The organism is Nonomuraea sp. NPDC050310 (assembly GCF_040655795.1).
Taxonomy (GTDB): domain Bacteria; phylum Actinomycetota; class Actinomycetes; order Streptosporangiales; family Streptosporangiaceae; genus Nonomuraea.
On record NZ_JBFAKP010000004.1, the window covers coordinates 305,047 to 324,719 of the forward strand.

The 19,673-nt window shown below is 72.9% G+C and carries 15 protein-coding genes; 6 read left to right on the forward strand and 9 right to left on the reverse strand.

Features of this window, described 5'->3' with window-relative positions; all coding sequences use genetic code 11:
- The first annotated feature begins 47 nt into the window (after positions 1-47).
- Positions 48-1,622 (forward strand): methyltransferase, encoded by a 1,575-nt coding sequence (locus AB0I67_RS14605; RefSeq protein WP_357923118.1) that lies wholly within the window; start codon positions 48-50, stop codon positions 1,620-1,622.
- On the opposite strand, the gene AB0I67_RS14610 is transcribed toward AB0I67_RS14605, so the two are convergent.
- From AB0I67_RS14610 to AB0I67_RS14630, 5 genes are read right to left on the reverse strand one after another with little or no spacing between them, the layout of a single operon-like run.
- Positions 1,595-2,446 (reverse strand): MerR family transcriptional regulator, encoded by an 852-nt coding sequence (locus AB0I67_RS14610; RefSeq protein ID WP_357923121.1) that lies wholly within the window; start codon positions 2,444-2,446, stop codon positions 1,595-1,597. The genes AB0I67_RS14605 and AB0I67_RS14610 overlap by 28 nt on opposite strands.
- Positions 2,447-2,451: 5 nt before the next feature.
- On the reverse strand, positions 2,452-2,811 hold the full coding sequence (locus tag AB0I67_RS14615; protein WP_357923124.1) for a cupin domain-containing protein: 360 nt from the start codon (positions 2,809-2,811) through the stop codon (positions 2,452-2,454).
- A gap of 45 nt (positions 2,812-2,856) precedes the next feature.
- The gene (locus AB0I67_RS14620) at positions 2,857-3,501 is read right to left on the reverse strand and encodes a response regulator transcription factor (protein WP_357923126.1); all 645 of its coding nucleotides are present in this window, start codon (positions 3,499-3,501) and stop codon (positions 2,857-2,859) included.
- Positions 3,492-4,577 carry a histidine kinase gene (locus tag AB0I67_RS14625; protein ID WP_357923128.1) on the reverse strand — a complete coding sequence of 362 codons (1,086 nt, stop codon included), beginning with the start codon at positions 4,575-4,577 and terminating at the stop codon, positions 3,492-3,494. Before AB0I67_RS14625 ends, AB0I67_RS14620 begins: the two co-directional genes overlap by 10 nt.
- Positions 4,558-5,169, reverse strand: coding sequence for a DedA family protein (locus AB0I67_RS14630; protein WP_357923130.1), 612 nt, complete (start codon positions 5,167-5,169; stop codon positions 4,558-4,560). Before AB0I67_RS14630 ends, AB0I67_RS14625 begins: the two co-directional genes overlap by 20 nt.
- A gap of 114 nt (positions 5,170-5,283) precedes the next feature.
- Between AB0I67_RS14630 and AB0I67_RS14635 the strand changes: the two genes are divergently transcribed.
- The gene (locus AB0I67_RS14635; RefSeq protein WP_357923132.1) at positions 5,284-6,171 is read left to right on the forward strand and encodes a hypothetical protein; all 888 of its coding nucleotides are present in this window, start codon (positions 5,284-5,286) and stop codon (positions 6,169-6,171) included.
- Here the strand turns inward: AB0I67_RS14635 and AB0I67_RS14640 are convergent.
- Positions 6,168-7,088: a hypothetical protein gene (locus AB0I67_RS14640; protein ID WP_357923134.1), complete on the reverse strand. Its 921-nt coding sequence runs from the start codon at positions 7,086-7,088 to the stop codon at positions 6,168-6,170. The genes AB0I67_RS14635 and AB0I67_RS14640 overlap by 4 nt on opposite strands.
- Positions 7,089-7,201: 113 nt before the next feature.
- On the reverse strand, positions 7,202-8,788 hold the full coding sequence (locus AB0I67_RS14645; protein ID WP_357923137.1) for a phospholipid carrier-dependent glycosyltransferase: 1,587 nt from the start codon (positions 8,786-8,788) through the stop codon (positions 7,202-7,204).
- A gap of 59 nt (positions 8,789-8,847) precedes the next feature.
- Between AB0I67_RS14645 and rsmI the strand changes: the two genes are divergently transcribed.
- Together rsmI and AB0I67_RS14655 are read left to right on the forward strand one after the other, a co-directional pair.
- A complete protein-coding gene (gene rsmI, locus AB0I67_RS14650; RefSeq protein ID WP_357923139.1) occupies positions 8,848-9,690 on the forward strand; it encodes a 16S rRNA (cytidine(1402)-2'-O)-methyltransferase in 843 nt (280 codons plus the stop codon).
- A 9-nt stretch (positions 9,691-9,699) separates the two neighbouring features.
- Complete coding sequence (locus tag AB0I67_RS14655; RefSeq protein ID WP_357923141.1) at positions 9,700-11,250, forward strand: phospholipid carrier-dependent glycosyltransferase; 1,551 nt, start codon at positions 9,700-9,702, stop codon at positions 11,248-11,250.
- On the opposite strand, the gene AB0I67_RS14660 is transcribed toward AB0I67_RS14655, so the two are convergent.
- Positions 11,186-12,697, reverse strand: coding sequence for a hypothetical protein (locus tag AB0I67_RS14660; RefSeq protein WP_357923143.1), 1,512 nt, complete (start codon positions 12,695-12,697; stop codon positions 11,186-11,188). The genes AB0I67_RS14655 and AB0I67_RS14660 overlap by 65 nt on opposite strands.
- A 102-nt stretch (positions 12,698-12,799) precedes the next feature.
- Between AB0I67_RS14660 and AB0I67_RS14665 the strand changes: the two genes are divergently transcribed.
- Positions 12,800-14,023, forward strand: a complete 1,224-nt coding sequence (locus AB0I67_RS14665) for a glycosyltransferase (RefSeq protein WP_357923145.1) — start codon at positions 12,800-12,802, stop codon at positions 14,021-14,023.
- 4 nt (positions 14,024-14,027) lie between these two features.
- Here AB0I67_RS14665 and AB0I67_RS14670 read toward each other — a convergent pair whose 3' ends face one another.
- The gene (locus AB0I67_RS14670; RefSeq protein ID WP_357923147.1) at positions 14,028-17,606 is read right to left on the reverse strand and encodes a WD40 repeat domain-containing serine/threonine-protein kinase; all 3,579 of its coding nucleotides are present in this window, start codon (positions 17,604-17,606) and stop codon (positions 14,028-14,030) included.
- Positions 17,607-17,815: 209 nt separating this feature from the next.
- Between AB0I67_RS14670 and AB0I67_RS14675 the strand changes: the two genes are divergently transcribed.
- Positions 17,816-19,579: a hypothetical protein gene (locus AB0I67_RS14675; protein ID WP_357923149.1), complete on the forward strand. Its 1,764-nt coding sequence runs from the start codon at positions 17,816-17,818 to the stop codon at positions 19,577-19,579.
- Positions 19,580-19,673: the final 94 nt, after the last annotated feature.

Genomic DNA, 19,673 nt, shown 5'->3' on the forward strand with positions numbered 1-19,673 from the left:
ACTTAGCGGATTCAATCAACTACGCCGAGTGCTGTTAGCCTGACCGCGTGGATCAGGGGAATGTGCTGTCGGCGGAGATCAAGGTCGGCGCGCTGGGGGAGTCCGACACGCTGCGGGTCAGCAGGATGGCGCGGATCGCCCGCGAAGGCCGCCAAGGACCGTACGGCCTGCGGTTCGACCACGCGGGCCTGCTCGTCTTCCCGGACTCGGTCGAGGCGGCGCTCGACGACCTGCCGGTGCTCAGAACGGTGCCCAGCGTCGTCGTCAGGGAGCGGCTGACCACGCGCTACGGGCTCGACGGCCTCGACGTGACGATCGCGCACGTCGAGGTCGGGCACGGGCGCACGCTGGAGCTGTTCCTCGCCGCCGGCTGCTCCGAGCGGATCGCCGACGACGAGCGCTTCCACGAGCGCGAGACGCACCTGGCCTTCGAGACGCCGCCCGCGACGCTCGGCGTCCTGGAGGCCCTGCGCGCCGACGGTCACCGGCCCGACGGCGGCGGCTACAACCCGGCCGAGGGCCGCAGCGTCTTCTACTTCCGCCCCGAGCCGGGGGCCGACCGGCTGGAGATCGTGACCGCCGGTCACGCCGGCGCCCACCTGGCCCGCCACCTCACCGGCGAGCAGCACGACGAGCGGCGGCGGATGCTCGACCTGCTCACCGGGGCCTGGGCCACCCAGGCCCTGCGCACCGCCGCCGAGCTCGGCCTCGCCGACGAACTGCTCGGCCGCCGCCGCACCACCGGCGAGCTCGCCGCCGCCCTCGGCTGCCCCGCCGACCGGCTGGCCAGGCTGCTGCGCTACCTCGAACAGCTCGGCGTCGTCACCCGGACCGGCGAACTGGTCTCGCTCACCCCGCTCGGCGCGACGCTGGCCCGCGACTCCGACTCCTCGCTGCACGGGGTCGCGCTGCTGTACGGCGGGCTGTTCTACTGGAGCTTCGGCGAGCTGCCCGACACGGTCAGGACCGCCAGGAGCGGGTTCGAGCTGGCCTACGGCAACGCGCCTTTCGCCCACCTGGAGCACAACGCCTCCGACGCCGCCGTCTTCCAGCGCGCGATGGCCGACCAGTGCCGCGACGTCTTCGACGCGCTCGCCGAGCGCCTCGACCTGGCCGGCGTCGAGACGGTCACCGACCTCGGCGGCGGCTCGGGCGCGCTCCTCGGCCGCCTGCTCGACGCCGCCCCGCACACCACCGGCGTGCTGTTCGACACCCCCGCCACCGTCGCCGCCGCGCGCGAGGAGCTCACCAGCCGGTACGGCAAGCGGATCACCACCGTCGGCGGCGACCTGTTCACCCACGTCCCCGGCGGCGACCTGCTCGTCCTGTCCCGCATCCTGCACGACTGGGACGACGCCGCGTGCGCCACCGTCCTGGCACGCTGCCGCGAGGCCGTCCGGCCGGGCGCCCGGCTCGCGGTCGTCGAGCGCCTCCTGCCCGACCACCCCGCCCAGCCGTCGCTCGCCCCGGCCTGGGACGTGCACATGATGGTCAACAACCTCGGCGGCCGGGAGCGCACCCTGGCCGAGTACCGCGACCTGCTCGGCTCGGCCGGTTTCACCCTGACGGCGACCACCGGCCTGCCGCTGGACGTCTACCTGCTGGAAGCCGTCGCCGAGTAGCGGGCGAGCGCCCAGGCCAACGCCGGGGCCAGGGGCTCGGGGGCCGGCCAGCCGTTGATGATCGCCAGCAGTTCGAGGTAGCGGTCCCGGTCCGGATCGAGCACGGTCTCCAGCCGGTCGAGGTCGACCTCCGGCAACGGCACGGCGGCCGCCTCGGGAGATCTCGGGTCGAGCCCCGCCGCGAGCGCCGGAGCGACGGCCCGGCGCACGAGCGCGGCCGGGTCGGGCCGCGGCGGCGAGGTCGGCGGGACCGCGTAGGGCGCGACGGCCGACCGGAGCCGGTCGCGGAAGCCGGGGTCGGTGGCGAGCAGGGCCAGTTCGATCCACGCCTCCACCTGCTCGGGCGACGGGTCGTCCGGCAGCACCGGGGTCATCGTGGTCCGGACGCCTTCCGGCACGCCGTCGAGGGCGTGGTCGAGGAAGGCGGCGATCAGGGCCCGGCGTTCGTCGCCGGCCATGGTGGCGAGCCGATGGGTCATGTCCATCTCCTCCGGAGCGGTTCCGTGCCGGGCCACGCGGGTCAGGATCGCCTGCCGTACGCGGAGGGCCTGGATCTGGACGGCCAGCGCTTCGGCGTGGAGCGCGGCGACCTCGGTGAGGGAGACCTGGCGGGTGACGATCCGGTGGATCGTCGCCAGGTCGAGTCCGAGGTCGCGCAGCGTGCGGACCAGTTCCAGGCGGTCGAGGGCGACGGCGTCGTAGAGCCGGTGGCCGGCGGCGGTGCGGGTGGTGGGCGGGACCAGGCCGCGGTCGGCGTAGAACCGGACGGTCTTGACGCTGAGCCCGGCGCGCCGGGCCAGCTCGCCGATCGGCAGGAGGTCCATGCCGGTCAGCCTGGCAGCTCCCCCTGCTGGAGCTGCAAGTCGGCGGGGATGCCGCTGTAGGCGGGGCCGAAGAAGACCAGCACGACCAGGTCCTCGGTGACGTCGTGGAAGCGGTGGGCCTCGCGGGCCGGGACGAACAGGGCGGTGCCCGGCTCGACCGCGACGGTCTGGTCGCCGGAGGTGAACGAGCCGCGGCCACGGGTGACGATGTAGATCTCGTCCTCGTTGTGCGGCGACTGCGGGTCGGCGGCCCCGGCCGGGATCGAGTAGGTGCCGAAGCTGAGCGCGGGCACCTGGAGGTGCTCCACGAAGTTGGCGGACCCGTCCGCCGCCGGCTCGAAACGGCCGCTGTCGATGATCTCCATGAGCGGTGATTGTCGCAGGTGGCCGGGGACGAGGATGAGCCGGGCTCAGGAGCCGAGGTAGCGGAGCACCGCCAGCACGCGCCGGCTGTAGCCCGAGGTGTGCGAGAGCTCCAGCTTGTCGAAGAGCGCGTTGACGTGCTTCTCCACCGCGCTCTGCGAGACGTGCAGCGACTGCGCGATGGAGGCGTTGGTCAGCCCCTGCGCCATCCGCTCCAGCACCTCCCGCTCGCGGGCGGTGAGCAGGGCGAGCGGGTCGGCGTGGCTGGTGCGGGCCAGGAGCTGGCGGACCACCTCGGGGTCGAAGGCCGCGCCGCCGGCGCCCACGCGCTCCAGGGCGTCGAGGAAGTCGCCGACCTGGGCCACCCGGTCCTTGAGCAGATAGCCGACGCCTTCGACGTCGGAGCTCATCAGCTCGGTGGCGTACTTCTTCTCCACGTACTGCGAGAGCACCAGGACCTTCACCCGGGGCCAGCGCTTCCTGATCTCCAGCGCCGCGCGCAGGCCCTCGTCGGTGTGCGTGGGCGGCATCCGCACGTCCACCACCACCACGTCGGGCTGTTCGCCGGCGACCGCCTCCAGCAACGCGTCGCCGTCGCCCACGGCGGCGAGCACGTCGTGACCCTCCTCGGCGAGCAGCCGCACGAGACCTTCCCGGAGCAGCGTCGAGTCCTCGGCCAGCATCACGCGCACGGGAGCTCCGCCAGGATCGTCGTCGGCCCGCCGGGCGGGCTGGTCACGGTGAAGCGGCCGTCCAGGGCCGCGACGCGGCGGGCGAGGCCGGACAGGCCGCCGCTGGTGGCGTCGGCGCCGCCGATGCCGTCGTCCTCGATGCGCACGACGACCATTGTGGCGTCCTGGTGGATCTCGACGGTCACCTGGGAGGCCCGCGAGTGCTTGTCGGCGTTGGTGACCGCCTCGCTGACCACGAAGTAGGCCACGGTCTCGACCGCCGCGGGCGGACGGGCGGGCAGCTCGCAGCGCACCTTGACCGGCAGGCCGGCCCGCTCGGCCACCCCGGCCAGCGCGTCGGCCAGGCCGAGGGAGTCGAGCCCGGACGGGTAGACCCGCCAGGCCACCTCGCGCAGCTCGACGAGGGCCTGCTGGGCCTGCTCGTGGACCTGCTCCAGCAGCTCGGTGCGCCCGCGCCGGGCCCGGCCGGCCAGCATCGACAGGGCGACCAGCCGCTGCTGGAGGCCGTCGTGCAGGTCGCGCTCGATGCGGCGGCGTTCGGAGTCGACGGCGGCCAGGACGCCGGCCCGGCTCTCGGTCAGCTCGGTGATCCGCCGCCGCAACGCCGCCACCGGGTCGGGGGCCAGCAGGTGCGCGGCCAGCCGCCGGTCCAGCACGTCCACGCCGACCAGACCGGACAAAGCGAGGAAGAGCAGCACCAGCCCGAACACCGCGAGGTAGAGCACCAGGGGCACGCTCGGCAGCATCCCGTCTACCGCCTGGCCCCGGGGCCAGGACCAGGCGAAGACCGCGGCGGCTCCCGTGCCGTAGGCCAGCAGGAAGAGCACCACCCCGCCCAGCAGCCCGACGGGGATGCGGGCGGCCAGGTAGCGCAGCTCGTTGCCGTCGATCGGGTCGAGGGCCAGGCCCAGCCGGCGCAGCTCCAGCAGGGTCAGCCGCCGGGCCGCCGCGCGTACGGCCGGCCGCCCGGCGAAGGGCAGGGCGGCCGGCACGAAGAGCAGCCCGGCCAGCGCGCTGCCCGCACCGAGCAACACCGTGCCGGGCAGCCGCAGCGCCCTACGCCGCGTGCCGGCCACGTCGCCGCTCGCTCAGCCGGACGCCGAGGAAGACCAGCACGGCCAGGGCCACGACGGCGATCACCACGTTCGTTCCGAATCCGACATAGGTCTCCACGATGGCCCAATTCTCCCCCAGCAGGTATCCGGCCATGACGAAGAGGGTGTTCCAGATCAGGCTCCCGGCCGTGGTCAGCAGCGTGAAACTGGCCAGCGGCATCCGCTCGACACCGGCCGGCACGGAGATCAGGCTGCGGAAGATCGGGATCATCCGCCCGAAGAACACCGTCTTGCGGCCGTGCCGGCCGAACCACGCCTCGGTCCGCTCGATGTCGGAGAGCTTGAGCAAGGGCAGCCGGGCGGCGAGGGCCAGGGTGCGCTCGCGACCCAGCAACGCGCCCACCCAGTAGAGCGCCAGCGCGCCGATGACCGAGCCCGCCGTGGTCCACGCCAGCACGCTCGGCAGGTCCATCTCACCGCGGGCGGCGGTGAAGCCGGCCAGGGGGAGGATGACCTCGCTCGGCAGCGGGGGAAAGAGGTTCTCCAGCGCGATCGCGAGCCCGGCTCCCGGGGCGCCGAGGGATTCCATCAGGGAGATCAGCCATTCCGTCATGACCGCAAACCTAGGAAAAAGCGGGTTGCGTCCACCATGAGGCAGGCGGCCGTCTTCAGGGTGTGGAAAACCACAGGGTGCGAACCGGCCGGGCGCCGCCCACGTCTACGAGGTATGCGGAGATTACCGGTCGTCCTGCTCCTGCTGGTGGCCGCGTGCGGCACGTCCCCCGCGCCGACGACCGCCGACGACTTCCACGCCCGTGCCCGGGAGATCGCCGAACGCTGGCAGGCCGCACCGGAACGCGAGGCCTGGACGGACGGCTTCGTGCCCCTGGCGAAACTGACCATCGACCCGCCCTCGCGCGGGATGCCGAAGTGGACCGGGGTCAGCGAGCTGAACGCCGTCTGGGAGCTGGCCACCGAGCTGCCCGCCGCGCGGCCGGAACCGGGAGTCCTGACCTGGCCGGACGGCTCGGAGCTGAGCCTGCCGCTGGTCACGGCCGAGACCGCCTACCGGGCGATGAGCCGCCCGCGCGACTTCGCCGACGAGGAGTGCCCGGCCAAGGGCTGCCGGCCGTTGCGGGTCACCGCCGCGAGCCTGGGGTGGGCGCCCTTCCCGACCAGCCGGGGCGAGGCCCGGGTGCCGGTCTGGGAGTTCACCGTGGCGGGCCTGCCGCAGCCGTTCCGGCGCGTCGCCGTGGACCCGGCCGCGATGGGCGGCCCGCCCCAGCAACGCAAGGGCGAGTGGCAGGAGGTCTTCACCTACCGGGCGGACGGCACCAGCCTGAGGCTGACCTTCGGGTACGGCTCCTGTGACACCACGCACGGCGGCCGGGCCTACGAGACGCCGCAGGTGGTGGTCGTGGACGCCGACGTGCGGCCCAAGCCCGACGTGCGGGTCTGCAACGCGATGCTGCACCACGCCGAGACCGACGTCCGCCTGCGCGAGCCGCTGGGCACGCGGGTGGTGCTCGACGCCGCCAGCGGCCTGCCGCTCCTGCCGGAGGCGGAGATGCACCTCGCCACCGGCTTCAAGCACTGGGACCCGCGCGGGAGCTAGCCGGGCGTGACGTACTTGCGGGGCCGCAGCGCGTGCGTCCGCAGGGCGGCGAGCGCGACGAGCTGCCCGGTCGGCGTCAGCCGTACGCCGTCGTGCTCGGTGGCGGCCAGCGCCAGCGAGAGCAGCCGGTCGGGCACGTCGGAGCCGGTCCCGCTGATCAGGACGACCCGCTCGTGCAGGGCGGCGGCCGGCCAGGCCGAGCCGTCGGCCAGCAGCAGCAGCGCGATCTCGTCCGCCTCGCTGGTGATCAGCCGCCGGGCCACCGGCTCCAGCGACGGGTCGAGCGGCACCGGCGCGTGCAGCCGCACCTCGAAGGGCTGGGCCAGCTCGCGGCGCGCTTCGCCGCGGCCCAGCACCCAGCGGTTGAGCCGCTCGCCGTGCACCCGGTTGAGCCAGCTGTCGCCGCCCAGGTCGGCGCGCGGCCGGGTGAGCCACTCGCGGGTCAGCTCGACGCGATCCACCCGCGAGCCGGACTGCAGCGCCAGCTCCAGGGCCGCAGAGCAGGCCACGTGCGCGCCCATCTCCTCGGGCCCCATGATCGTGCTCCAGCGCAGCTCCGGCACGTCCGGCGGCAGCACCCCGGTCGCCTCCAGGGCCTCCTGGTAGGCGGCGGTGCCGGCGTCCTCCCCGTCGCGGGCGTAGACGCGCAGCACCCGCTGGGTGACCGACGAGGCGCACAGCTCCGCGTAGCGCTCCATGCCGCCGAGCTCCAGCAGCCGGCCGAGGGCACGGGCCAGCCGGGCCCGGTCGCCGTCGACCTTGAGCGGCAGCGTGAACCAGAGGAACTCGCAGACGTCGAGCTGGGTCACCGACTCCAGAGGCTCACCGCCGGTGAGCCACTCCACGGCGGTCCTGGCCTCGTCGGCCATGGCGGGATCCATCCGCATGAGGAGCGCGGCCACGTCCGGTGCAGGCATGCCTCGAAGTCTGCCGTATCGACCCCGGCTCTGACGATGACCGAAACCGGTGCGTATCTGCTCTTGCACAGCGACTACCCTACGAAATCACGAATTAGCGACCGGTAACGGGGTCAGATCCACCGCTTCTCGAAGAGCATCCGGGACTTCCACTCGACGTACGGCAGGACCTCGGCGGACAGGATCGGGTAGAGCCACCAGAAGTTGATCAGTGCCAGCAGCGCGAACGACCCCACTGCCGCAGCTCCCACTGTACGGCGTGTCTGCGTCGCCCACGAGGGACCGATCAGCAGACCCGCGCACAACGTGATCGCCAGCACCATGAAGGGCACCATCGGGATCGCGTAGAACAGGAACATCGTCCTGTTGTCCTTGAAGGCGAAGTAGAACCACGGCAGCCACGCCACCGCGTAGCCGAGCAGCACCGCGCCCGCCCGCCAGTCGCGCGAGGAGACGTACCAGGCGATCAGCGCCACGAGGGCGGCCAGCGCGCCGTACCAGATGACCGGGGTGCCGACCCCGAGCACCGCCTCCGAGCAGTCCTTGACCCCGCAGGCGTTCTGCTTGCCCTCGTAGTAGAAGGCCACCGGCCGCAGCAGCAGCGGCCACGACCACGGCTCCGACTGGTAGGGGTGGCTGCTGGTGAGCTGCGCGTGGAAGCCGAGGACCTCGAAGTGGTACTTGACCAGCGAGCGGAAGGAGTCGAAGACGAAGAAGAGCGGCCCGGACGAGGTGGCCTGCTCCCAGTTGCGGCCCCAGCCACGGGGCGAGGCGAACCAGCCGGTCCAGCTCGCCAGGTAGACCAGCGAGGGCGCGACCACCCCGGCCAGCAGCCCGGTCGGCAGGTCCAGCCGGAAGGCCCCGGCGTAGGGCCGGCGCAACCCGATCGCCCGGCGGGCGCCCGCGTCCCACATCCACGACATCAGGAACAGGACGAAGAAGAAGATGCCCGACCACTTCACCGCGCACGCCGCGCCCAGGCAGAGCCCCGCGGCCAGCCGCCATGGACGCAGGCCGAGGTAGGGGCCCTCGTCGCTGAGCGGCGAGGACTCGTACCAGTCGACCAGCCGCTCGCGCGCCTTGTCCCGGTCGACCACCAGGCAGGCGAACCCGGCCAGCACGAAGAGCATCAGGAAGATGTCCAGCAGCGCGGTGCGGGAGAGCACGAAGTGCAGGCCGTCCAGGGCGAGCAGGAGGCCGGCGAAGCAGCCCAGCAGCGTCGAGCGGGTCATCCGGCGGGCCAGCCGCGCGATGATCAGGATCGACAGCGTGCCGACGACCGCGGCCGAGACGCGCCAGCCGAAGGTGTTCATGCCGAACAGCCACTCGCCCAGGCCGATCATCCACTTGCCGAGCGGCGGGTGCACCACGTACGAGGCGCACTTGTCGATCGCCTCGCACTTCTCGAAGATGTCGGTGTTGCCGGCCAGCAGGGCCTTGTCGGCGTCCTTGATGAAGGTCCGCTCGACCAGCCAGGTGACCAGCGAGAAGGCGTCCTTGGCGTAGTAGGTCTCGTCGAAGACGACGGTCTTGGGGTGCGCCAGGTTCACGAAGCGCAGCACGCCGCCGAAGATCATGACGAGGATCGGGCCCAGCCAGCCCCAGAGCCGGTCGCCTGGCATGGCGGGGACCAGGCGCTCGCGCACCGACCTGGTGCGGGCGCCGGGTTCTTTAAGCGCTGGGAAATCGGTCACCGCCATTCGGCCATCGTAAGGGCTCAAGCGGGTGCTTCCTTAAGAAACACGGCCACAATGGTCAAGTGACTGAACACGGCAGGCTGGTGCTGGCGGGGGCTCCGATCGGGCAGGCGGGCGACGCCTCGCCCCGGTTGAGGGAGGTCCTGGCCGGCGCGGACGTGGTGGCGGCGGAGGACACCAGGCGGTTGCGCCGCCTGGCCGCCGACCTGGAGGTGGAGATCTCCGGGCGGGTCGTCTCCTACTACGACCAGAACGAGGCCGCCCGGGCCGTCGAACTGCTCGACGCGCTCAAGAACGGCCGGACCGTGGTGATCATCACCGACGCCGGCATGCCCGGCGTGTCGGACCCCGGCTACCGCCTGACCAGCCTCGCCGTCGAGGCGGGCATCCCGGTCACCGCGCTGCCCGGCCCCTCCGCGGTCACGACCGCCCTGGCGATCTCGGGCCTGCCCTCCGACCGCTTCTGCTTCGAGGGCTTCCCGCCGCGCAAGAGCGGCGAGCGCGCCCGCCGGCTGGCCGAGCTGGCCACCGAACAGCGCACCATGGTCTTCTTCGAGGCCCCGCACCGGCTGGCCGACGCGCTGGAGGCCATGGCCGAGGCCTTCGGCCCCGACCGCCGCGCCGCCGTCTGCCGCGAGCTGACCAAGACCTACGAGGAGGTACGGCGCGGCGGCCTCGCCGAGCTGGCCGCGTGGGCGGCCGAGGGCGTCAAGGGCGAGATCACCGTCGTCGTCGCCGGTCACGTGAAGGTCCAGGGCTCGATCGAGGAGGCCGTCGCCGAGGTGGACCGGCGCGTGGCCGCCGGCGAGCAGAGCAAGCACGCCGTGGCCGAGGTCGCCAAGGAAGCGGGACTTCCCAAACGCGAGCTGTACGACGCGGTTCACAGGAGACTTCGCGCCACGTAGGGTCCCCTCATGTCCACGTATCACCGGTTAGTGCCCCGGATGCAGGAGAGCGGGCTGTGGGGGTGGCTGGGACCGGCGTTCGTGGCACTGCTGGGCGGGGTGCTGCGCTTCCTCAACCTCGGGCACCCCCGGGCGGTGGTCTTCGACGAGACCTACTACGCCAAGGACGCCTACGCGCTGCTGCGGTTCGGCGCGGAGCGGGAGACGCTGGGCGATGACAAGAACCCGATCGCCGACCGGATGCTGATCGCCGGCGACCTAAACATCTGGGAGCGCTGCCCGCCCGCTCCCGACTGCGCCTCCTACGTCGCCCACCCGCCGCTCGGCAAGTGGATGATCGCCGTGGGCGAGTGGATCTTCGGCATGAACCCCTACGGCTGGCGCGTCGCCGCGGCGCTCGCCGGCACGCTCATGATCTTCATCCTGGCGCGGCTGGCCCGCCGGATGACCCGCTCGACGCTGCTGGGCTGCTTCGCCGGCCTCCTGCTCGCCCTCGACGGGCTGCACTTCGTCATGTCGCGGATCGCGCTGCTCGACATCTTCCTGGCCTTCTGGGTGCTGGCCGGGTTCGCCTGCCTGGTGGTCGACCGGGACAAGGCGCGGGGCCGGCTGGCGGAGTGGCACGAACGTTCGGCGGCCACCCTGGAGGGGCCGTGGCTGGGCCTGCGGCCCTGGCGGCTGGCGGCCGGGGCGTGCCTGGGCGCGGCGTGCGCGGTGAAGTGGTCGGGGATCTTCTTCCTGCTGGCCTTCGCGCTGCTGTCGTTCCTGTGGGACATGGGCGCCCGGCGGGCGGTCGGGCTGCGCAAGCCGTACGTCGGGGCGATCAACCGGGACCTGCCCACCGCCCTGGGGGCGATGGCGCTCGCGCCGGCGCTGGTCTTCATGGCCACCTGGACCGGCTGGTTCGTGACCGACAAGGGCTGGGGACGCAACTGGGACCAGGCCACCTCCTCCGGGCCGCTCTTCTTCGTGTTCGACTCCTTCCGCTCCTGGCTCGGCTACCAGACGCAGTTGCTGAGCTGGCACTCCACCCTCGCCCAGCCGCACACCTACATGTCGGAGCCGTGGCAGTGGCCGCTGCTGCAGCGGCCCATCTCCTTCTACTGGCAGGGCAAGCTCGACTGCGGCGGCCAGGAGTGCGTGCAGCACGTGCTGGCGGTCGGAACCCCGGCGCTGTGGTTCGCCGCCGCGCTGGCCATGCTCGGGATGGTGGCCTGGTATGTCGCCGGGCGCGACTGGCGGGCCGGCTCGGTGGTGCTGGCCTACGCGGCCGGGTGGGCGCCGTGGGTGTACTACGCGCTGGCCCACAACCGGACGATGTACTTCTTCTACATGGTGCCGCTGGTGCCGTTCATGATCCTGGCCCTCACCCTGGTCGCCGGGCTCGTGCTGGGCCGGGCCGACGCCTCACCGCTGCGCCGGGCGGTGGGCGCGGCGTCGGTGGGCGCCTACGCCCTCGTCGTGCTGATCAACTTCTGGTGGCTGTCGCCCGTGCTCAGCGGCCAGACGGTGCTGCATTCGGACTGGTGGGCGCGGATGCTGCTGCGGACCTGGGCCTGAGTGTGATCGCCGCCGCGATGCAGGCCAGCGGTACGGCAGGCAGCACGTAGCGGTAGTCGAACTCGGCGGTCGCCGCGGGCGCGAGCAGCAGCCCGACCGCGCCCAGCCACGGCAGCAGCACCGGCCCGCCGAGCCGCCGCCAGCGCGCGACCAGCCCGTAGAGCCCGACCAGCAGGATCGCGCCCAGCAGCGTGCCACGCAGGTAGAAGACGTCCTGGTAGCCGGCCATGATGTTGGCCCACGGCTGGCGCACGTTCGTCTCGGGCGGCCCCTGCTCGTAGCGGAAGGCGTCGGCCCCCGCGTTGCCGCCGCCGTAGGTCGACCAGGTGGGCAGCCGCTCGTAGCCGTCCGGCCGGAACTCGTACTGCGAGTACGTCTTGGGCTCGGGGAACTCGGTGCGCTGCCAGGCGAACGAGCGCATGAAGTCGGTGAACACCACGCTCAGGTAGTCGCCCGGCTGCGCGAGGATGGCCCGCTTGGCGAAGCGCCCGGCCGCGTCGTTGCGCTCCCGGTCGAACTTCTTGCTGCCCTGCCGGTGCAGCACCTCGCCGGAGACGCCGACCTTGTTCTCGCCGCGTCCCATGCCCCACAGGTACCACTGGGCGTGGCCCTTGCGGCCCGGCGCGTCGAGGCAGAGCAGCGCCATGTCGAGCTCTTGCGGGATCTTGAGGTCCATCTGGCGGCAGTCGGCGAAGGAGGCCGTGCGCATGTAGAGGATGAGCCCGTCGCTGTAGGTCATCGCGAACGTGCCGTTGGCCGCGGCGAACCAGCTCATGTAGCCGCCGACCGGCAGCGCGCAGGCGATCACCATCGCCACGATCGGCTTCCAGCCCACCCGCTTGATCAGCATGTAGACCACGACCAGCCCGAGCACAGCCAGGCCGATGGACCGGGTGAGTGCCGCCAGCGCCAGCAACGCCCCGACCACCGCGCCGACCCGCCAGGTCAGCTCGCGCTTCCACAGCACCAGCGCCACGACTCCGGTCACCACCAGGGTGAACATGGAGTCGGACATGACGAGCTGCTCCATCTGGATCTGATAGGCGTCCAGCAGGACCGGGGCCGCCGCCAGCGTGGCCGCCCAGCCGGGCACCCCGAAGCGGCGCTTCAGCAGCGCGTAGACGATGACCGCGGTGGCCAGGCCCATCAGGTGCTGGAGGAAGACCACGAGGGTGAAGCTGCTGAACGGCTTCAGCAACGCCAGCCACAGCCCGTACATGCTCGGCCGGATGACGTCGGGCCGGGGGTGCATCGCCACCGAGACGTACTGGTAGGTGTCGTTGAACCACATCGCCGGGCCGTACCCGAGCATGGTGACGGCCCGCAGCACCGCGCCGACGGCGAAGACTGCGGCGAAGATCCGATTCCGGCCCAGCACCCGGCGCGCTCTCGCGCCGAGGCCGGAGGCGGAGGAGTCCGAGGTGGAAAGCTCCGCGACACTCACCATGCCCTCAAGGATGCCAGGCGTTTTCCGGACTTGACCCGAGCATTGGTGGGCAGAGGGCATGATGGTTCACTGGCCTGTGTCGTGACTGAAGGGTTCTCTGTCGTGGAATTGACCGTGGTCATGCCCTGCCTCAATGAGGCGGAGACCATCGAAGTCTGTATTCGCAAGGCTTTGGCCTGCATGGAAGAGCACGGCATCGAGGGCGAGGTGCTGATCGCCGACAACGGCAGCACCGACGGCTCGCAGCAGCTCGCCCGTGACGCCGGGGCCCGGGTGGTCCACGTCGAGGAGAAGGGGTACGGCAACGCCCTGATGGGCGGCATCCGTGCGGCCCGCGGCAAGTACGTCATCATGGGCGACGCCGACGACTCCTACGACTTCACCGCCCTGCTGCCCTTCGTGGAGCAGTTGCGCGAGGGCGCCGACCTGGTGATGGGCAACCGCTTCAAGGGCGGCATCGCCCCGGGCGCGATGCCTCCGCTCCACCGCTACCTCGGCAACCCGGTGCTGTCCTTCATCGGCCGGCTGTTCTTCCCCAGCGCCATCGGCGACTTCCACTGCGGCCTGCGGGGCTTCCGCCGCGACTCCATCCTCAAGCTGGGTCTGCAGACCGGCGGCATGGAGTTCGCCTCCGAGATGGTGGTCAAGTCCACGCTGCAGGGCCTCGACGTGCGAGAGGTGCCCACGACCCTCTCGCCCGACGGCCGCTCCCGCCCGCCGCACCTGCGCTCGTGGCGTGACGGCTGGCGGCACCTGCGCTTCCTCATGCTGTACAGCCCCAAGTGGCTGTTCTTCATCCCCGGCGTGGTGCTGATGGTGATCGGCCTGGTCGCCGGCACCGCGCTGACCTTCGGCCCGGTGCGCATCGGCGAGCTCGCCTTCGACGTCGACACCCTGGTCGGGGCCTCGGCGATGGTGGTCATCGGCTTCCAGGCGGCGCTGTTCGGCGTCTTCACCAAGGTCTACGCGGCCGAGGAGGGCTTCCTGCCCGAGTCGCCGCGCATCCGCAAGCTGGTCAGCATCGTCACGCTGGAGAAGGGCCTGGTCATCGGCGGCCTGCTGGCCCTGGCCGGCCTCGTCGGCCTGGTGATGTCGCTGGTGCACTGGCAGGTGCGCAGCTTCGGCCAGCTCGACCCGCGCGAGTCGCTCCGCATCGTCGTGCCGGCGGCCACCGCGCTGATCATGAGCTTCCAGACCATCTTCGCCGCGCTCTTCGTCAGCATCCTCGGCATCCGCCGGACCCGCGAGTCGTCGCTGGACGTGGCGGCCAAGGCCGCCGAGGAGGCCGCCGAGGCGGTCACCCGCGGCGACCAGGTCACCCGGTAGAGCTTCAGCAGGTCCTTCGGTAGGCCACGTCGGGGATCAGCTCCGACCATTCGGCGGCGGTGAGTCCGCGTCCGGCCCGGGCGCAGACCACCGCCTCCGCTGTGTCCGGGACCAGGTTGGTGCTCACCACGCCGCCGTCGGCCGAGACGGTGTGCAGCAGGGTGTCGTCGGCGCTGAAGGCGACCGCGCGCACCTCGTGGCCGTGGTCGAGGACGGGCAGGCCCACCGGCCGGTGGGTGCGCGCGTCCCAGAGCCGGACCTGTCCGTCGGCGCCGGCGGTGGCGATCAGCTTGCCGTCGTGGGAGTAGGTGGCGGCCAGCACCGCGTTGGTGTGGCCGACCAGGGGCGGATAGAGCGGCCGGGTGGTGACCGCGTCCCACACCCAGGCGCGGGCGTCGATCTCCGGGCCGATCTGGCTGGCGCACGAGCAGTCGTTCTCGCCGCGCTGGACTAGCTGCTTGCCGTCCGGGCTCCAGGCCAGGGCCTCGCTGCTGTGCTCCTTGGCGAACGGCTCGGCGGGCGGCCGGCCGCCGCCGGGCTGCCACAGCCAGGTGAGCGAGGAGTGGCTGAGCGCCAGCGTGCGCCCGTCGGGGCTCCAGGCCAGTGCGGTGATGAGGCTCTCGCCGGGCGAGGCGACCGCGCCGGTGCGCACCAGCCGGCGCACGTCCCACACCGCCACCTCCCGGTCCTCGGAGGCGATGGTCAAGGACCGGCCGTCGGGCGTGAAGGCGAGCGCGTAGACGTTCTGCGGGTGGTCCACGTCGTTCGCGCGCAGCGTGATGGTGCCGATCGTGCGGCCCGAGGGCACCTCCAGGAGCACGACGGAGTTGAGCGTGCGGGGCAGGGCGAGGGTCTTGCCGTCGGGGGAGAAGGCCATCGCCGGGACGACCACGGCGGTGCTCTGCATGGTCTCCCACCACAGCGGCCACGGCCCGGCCGCGCTGCCCAGCAAGGCGCGGCTCTCGCGGTCCCAGAAGCGCAGGGTCTGCTTGTGCAGCGTCGCGACGACCTTCGTGTCCGGGCTGAGCGACACGCCCGCCGCGGGCCGCCGGTCGTCGCCGAGGAAGCGCGGCGCGGTGTGCGCGCCGACGTCCACGACCCGGACCGAGCCGTCCAGGCCGTGGATGCTCAGCACGCCCTCCCGGCTGAGGCCCAGGCCGTTCACCCCGAAGCCGGGCGTGGTGAAGCGGGCCACCTCGGTCATGGTGGCCGTCGCCCACACCTGGACCATCCACCCGTTCGCCGACACCAGCAGCCGGCCGTCCGGGCTGAAGACGGCGTACTGGGTCAGGTCGCCCTCGCCGGAGCCCCTGGCCACCTCGCCGTAGCGCGGCTTCGCGCCGGGGTCGTCGAGGGACTGCAGGGCGACGCGCTGGTAGACGCCGTAGGTCAGCAGGCGGCCGTCGGGGCTGACGGCCACCGCGCCGGGGGACTCGGGGCCGCCGCGCTTGCCGTACGGCACGCGCATGCGCAGCGTGGCCGAGGCGCCGAGGTCGTAGACGTCGAAGCCCTTGCCGGTGTCGACGACCGCGAGCCGTCCCGCCGGGTCCACGGCGATGCCGCCCGAGGAGGCGACCGGCAGGCCGGGCACCGGGGCCAGATCGGGCAGCCGCAGGAGCCGGCGCGAGTCGGTGGGCCGGTCGAGGGCGACGACCAGGTCGGGGGCCGGGGTGACCTCGTGGTCGGCGGTGAGGCCGGCACGCAGCTTCCTGCCCGAGGCGGCCTCCCAGAGCGCCTCGGCGGCGATCACGTAGTGGCCGTCGGCGGTGAAGACCGGGTCGTAGCGCTCGTCCACCGCCTGGCGCAGGGTGCTGACCAGCTCGCCGCCGGGCAGGCGCCGCGTTTCGAGGTCGCGGCCCTGGGCGACCAGGGCGAGCTTGGCCGGGGGGTCGTAGCGCACCGCGCCGTCCAGGGCGAGCACGTCGAGTTCGCGCTGCTGCTGCGAGCCCAGCAGGGCCGATCGGGTCTCGTCGGTCCGGGCGATGCGGTGGGCGGCGACGCTGAGGCGCAGCGCGGTGCGCGGGTCGGACTGGCGGAGCTCGGCGACCCGGGCGGTGAGGCTGTTGGCGACGGCGATGTCGCGCCGGTGGTCGGCGTTGGCCCGCTCGGCTCTGGCGGTGGCCAGCGAGCGCTCCGACTGGCGGCGCAGGAGCTCGGCCAGGCCGCCGAGGGTCACCGAGAGCACCAGCAGCATGGTCAGGCCGATGACGGCCAGGCGGCGGAAGCGGACCCGGCGGCGGGCGTGGGCGATGCTGGCGTTGAGGAAGGACCGTTCGCGGGCGGTGAGCTCGACGTGCTTGCGGCCAGTGGCGGCCCACTCGGTCGCGCGTTCCAGGGAGCTGCCGCCCAGCAGGTCGCCGTCGCGCCGGCCGCCCGTCTCCCACGCGTGCGCCGCCGTACGGATCTGCTGGAGGCTCTCCAGGCCCGGGCGGTCGTCGGCGAGCCACTGGCGCAGCCGCGGCCAGGCGTGCGGGAGGGCGGCGTTGGCGAGGGTGAGCCGGTCCTGGAGCCGCAGGAGCAGGCCCGCCTCGACGAAGCGGGCGGCGATGGTGGGGGAGGCGTCGATCTCGCCGGGTTCGACGGCGTGCAGGTCGTCGCCGCTCGCGCCGATCATCCGCAGCAGCAGGCGGGGCACGGCGGCCTGGTCGGCCGGGTCGAGCTGGTTGTAGGTGGCCTCGGCCAGCTCGCCGAGCTCGGCTCTGGGAGCGGCCAGGCGGTGCGGGGCGTGCACCGCGGCGGCGGCGTGGCTGCCGTGGGCGAGCAACGAGCCGTTGACCCGGGACGGGCCGGTCGCGGCTCCCGCGCCGAGCAGGCCGAGCAGCAGGTCGCGGGCGCTCGGGCGGGCCGCCGGGTCCTTGGCCAGGGCGGCGGCCACCAGGTCGCGCAGCGGCTCGGGCAGGGGCCGCAGGTCGGGCTCGGCGTTGAGCACCTGGTGCGCGATGGCCGCCGCGTTGGCGCCGCCGAAGGCCGGCCGCCCGGTCGCGGCGAAGACGACGACCGCGCCCCAGGAGAAGACGTCGGCGGCCGGGCCGGCCTTGGTGCCGTGGAAGAGCTCAGGGGCCATGTAGGCGGGCGTGCCGATCAGGCCGCTCTCGGCGGTGAGCGAGCCCTCGACGATGCGGGCGATGCCGAAGTCGATCACTCGGGGCCCGTCCGGGCCGAGCAGCACGTTCTCCGGCTTGAGGTCGCGGTGCACGACGCCCGCCTCGTGGATGGCGGCCACCGCGGTGGCCACGCCGGTGGCCAGCCGGTGCAGGTCGTCGGCCCGGTACGGCCCGGCCGCCTCGACGGCAGCCTTGAGGCTCGGACCGTCGACGAACTCGCTGGCAATGTACGGGCGCTCGCTGGCCACGTCGAAGGCGAGGATGCGCGCGGTGCAGAACGAGGAGACGCGTTGCGCCGCGGTCACCTCCTTGCCCAGCGGGCGGGCGATGCCGTCGGCGCGCAGGACCTTCAGGGCGACGCGCCCGCCCTGCGGGTCGTAGGCCTCGTAGACGACGCCCTGGCCGCCGGAGCCGAGCCGGCCGGCGAGTGCGTAGGAGCCGATGCGGAGGGGGTCGCCGGGGGCGAGCGCACCAGTCATGCCCAGTGAGATGCGGGAAAGGGCGCGAAAGTTCCGGCGGCCACGGGGATGCCGCTGACCTGCGGTAATGATCGAATGGGCGATTTATCCATAAAGAGAAGTTAATGATTAGATGTCCGCATTGGCTCCCCTTTGCGCGCTCTTTGCGGAGGGATGCGGCCGCCTCCCCCTTTCTCTTCCTTCCCTTCTTCCTTCCTCCGGAGGACCTCGTGCGCAAGCGCGCCCTCGTTTCCCTGCTCGCCGCGGCTGCTGCCACCACCGGCGTCATCACCGCCCCGGCCGCCGCCGTCGCCCCCGTCTTCGCCGAGGTCCAGGGCCCCAGCATCGACGACCTGCGCGCCGAGCTGCGTGCCGCCACCAAGGCCGCCGACGCGGCCGAGACGGCCTACCTGGCCGTCGCGGCCAAGGCCAACGACGCCGAACTGGCCGCCATCCGCGCCGAGGACGCCGTCGCCGCGGCCAAGGCCAAGCTGGACGCGCTGGCCGGCGCGGCCTCCAGCGTCGAGTACGAGAAGGCGGTCGCCGCCGTCGCCGCCGCCAAGGTCGAGGCCACCAAGGCCGCAGAGGAGGCCGAGCGGCTCGCCAAGGCCGCCGCCGGCTCCGCCGAGGCCGCCGAGCGCGCCACCGGCGCGGTGGCCGACGCCGAGAAGGCGCTGGCCGAGGCCAAGGAGGCCCTGCCCGGCCTCGCCGCGGCCGCCGCCGAGGCCCGCGACGCGATCGCCCCGCTCAAGTCCGCCTACGAGCAGAAGCAGGCCGGCTTCCAGGCCGCCGAGCGCGAGCACGTCCAGGCGTTCGCCCGCCTGGAGAGCGCACGGCAGGCGCTGGCCGCGCTCGGCCCGGACGCCACCGAGGCCGAGCGCGCGGCGGCCGAGGAGGAGGTGCGGCTCGCCGGAGCCGAGGCCGACCGTCTCGCCGCCGTGCGGGCAGAGGCGCTCGCCGCCCGCAACGAGGCCAAGGCCGCCTACGAGTCCGCCGTCACCAAGGCCGAGCGGGCCGAGGCCGACCTGCGCGAGGCCGAGCGCCGCCGCGACGAGGCCGCCGACCGGCTCCCTGGCCTGCGCGCCGAGGCCGAGCGGCTGACCGCCGCCGCCGGGCAGGACGAGAGCGCCGCCCGGGCCGCCGCCACCGCCAAGACCGCCGCCGACGCCGCGCTCGCCACGGCCCAGCAGGCCCTCGACGCGCTGGAGAGCGCCGAGTCCACCCGGGAGTACCGCGAGGCCAAGGCCGAGCACGTCCGGCTGACCGAGGCGGCCAAGGACGCCCGCGCGCAGGCCGACCAGCTCGCCGGCGAGGCCGCCCGCCTCAAGGAGATCTGGGACAACGCCGAGAAGCGCGTGAAGGCCGCCCAGGCCGCGCTCGACGCCGCGCTCTTCCCGGTCGCGATCTCCGGCATCACCGTCTCCACGAGCGGCGTCCGTTACCCGGGCCGCCAGGTCCCCGTGTTCGTCACCGTCTACACCAAGAGCGACGCCGACCAGGCGGTCGTGAGCTGCCCCGGCTTCACCGTGGCCCTCGAAGAGACCGTCAGCGGCGTCTTCGACTCCGGCTTCCACCTGGAGCCGGGCGACCCCAGCCGGGCGACCTGCAGCGTCAAGGTGTCCAACACCCACGGCATCAGCGCCACCGGCACCTTCTCCTACGCCGCGCGCAGCCACACCAAGTTCGGCTCGCTCAACGCCTCGCCCGAGCCGGTGCGCAAGGGCCGCAAGCTCACCGTGACCGGCAGCCTGCTGGCCACCAACGCGGCCGGCACCGGGTACGGCCACCTGAACGGCGCCCGGGTGAACATCCTGTTCAAGCCGGTCGGCAAGACCACCTGGACCACCATGGCCACCGTCACCACCTCCGGCAAGGGCGTCTTCGCCCGCTCCTTCACCGCCTCGAAGGACGGCAACTGGAAGGCCGTCTACGCCGGTGCGACCGGGTACGTCGCCGCCGGCAGCGCCGCCGACTACGTCGACGTGCGCCGCTAGCCGGCCTCCGGCCCGCCGTACCCGAAGCCGATCGGGTACGGCGGGCCGTACCGTAGCGGGCGTGCGGCTGAGGAGGCACCGATAGGATTTCCCC

Coding starts and splice junctions, on each gene's coding strand:
- AB0I67_RS14635 (WP_357923132.1), top strand. CDS start 5,284: ATGCGGAGATTACCGGTCGTCCTGCTCCTGCTGGTGGCCGCGTGCGGC.
- AB0I67_RS14615 (WP_357923124.1), bottom strand. CDS start 2,811: ATGGAGATCATCGACAGCGGCCGTTTCGAGCCGGCGGCGGACGGGTCC.
- AB0I67_RS14645 (WP_357923137.1), bottom strand. CDS start 8,788: ATGGCGGTGACCGATTTCCCAGCGCTTAAAGAACCCGGCGCCCGCACC.
- AB0I67_RS14610 (WP_357923121.1), bottom strand. CDS start 2,446: ATGGACCTCCTGCCGATCGGCGAGCTGGCCCGGCGCGCCGGGCTCAGC.
- AB0I67_RS14630 (WP_357923130.1), bottom strand. CDS start 5,169: ATGACGGAATGGCTGATCTCCCTGATGGAATCCCTCGGCGCCCCGGGA.
- AB0I67_RS14655 (WP_357923141.1), top strand. CDS start 9,700: ATGTCCACGTATCACCGGTTAGTGCCCCGGATGCAGGAGAGCGGGCTG.
- AB0I67_RS14640 (WP_357923134.1), bottom strand. CDS start 7,088: ATGCCTGCACCGGACGTGGCCGCGCTCCTCATGCGGATGGATCCCGCC.
- AB0I67_RS14670 (WP_357923147.1), bottom strand. CDS start 17,606: ATGACTGGTGCGCTCGCCCCCGGCGACCCCCTCCGCATCGGCTCCTAC.
- AB0I67_RS14660 (WP_357923143.1), bottom strand. CDS start 12,697: ATGGTGAGTGTCGCGGAGCTTTCCACCTCGGACTCCTCCGCCTCCGGC.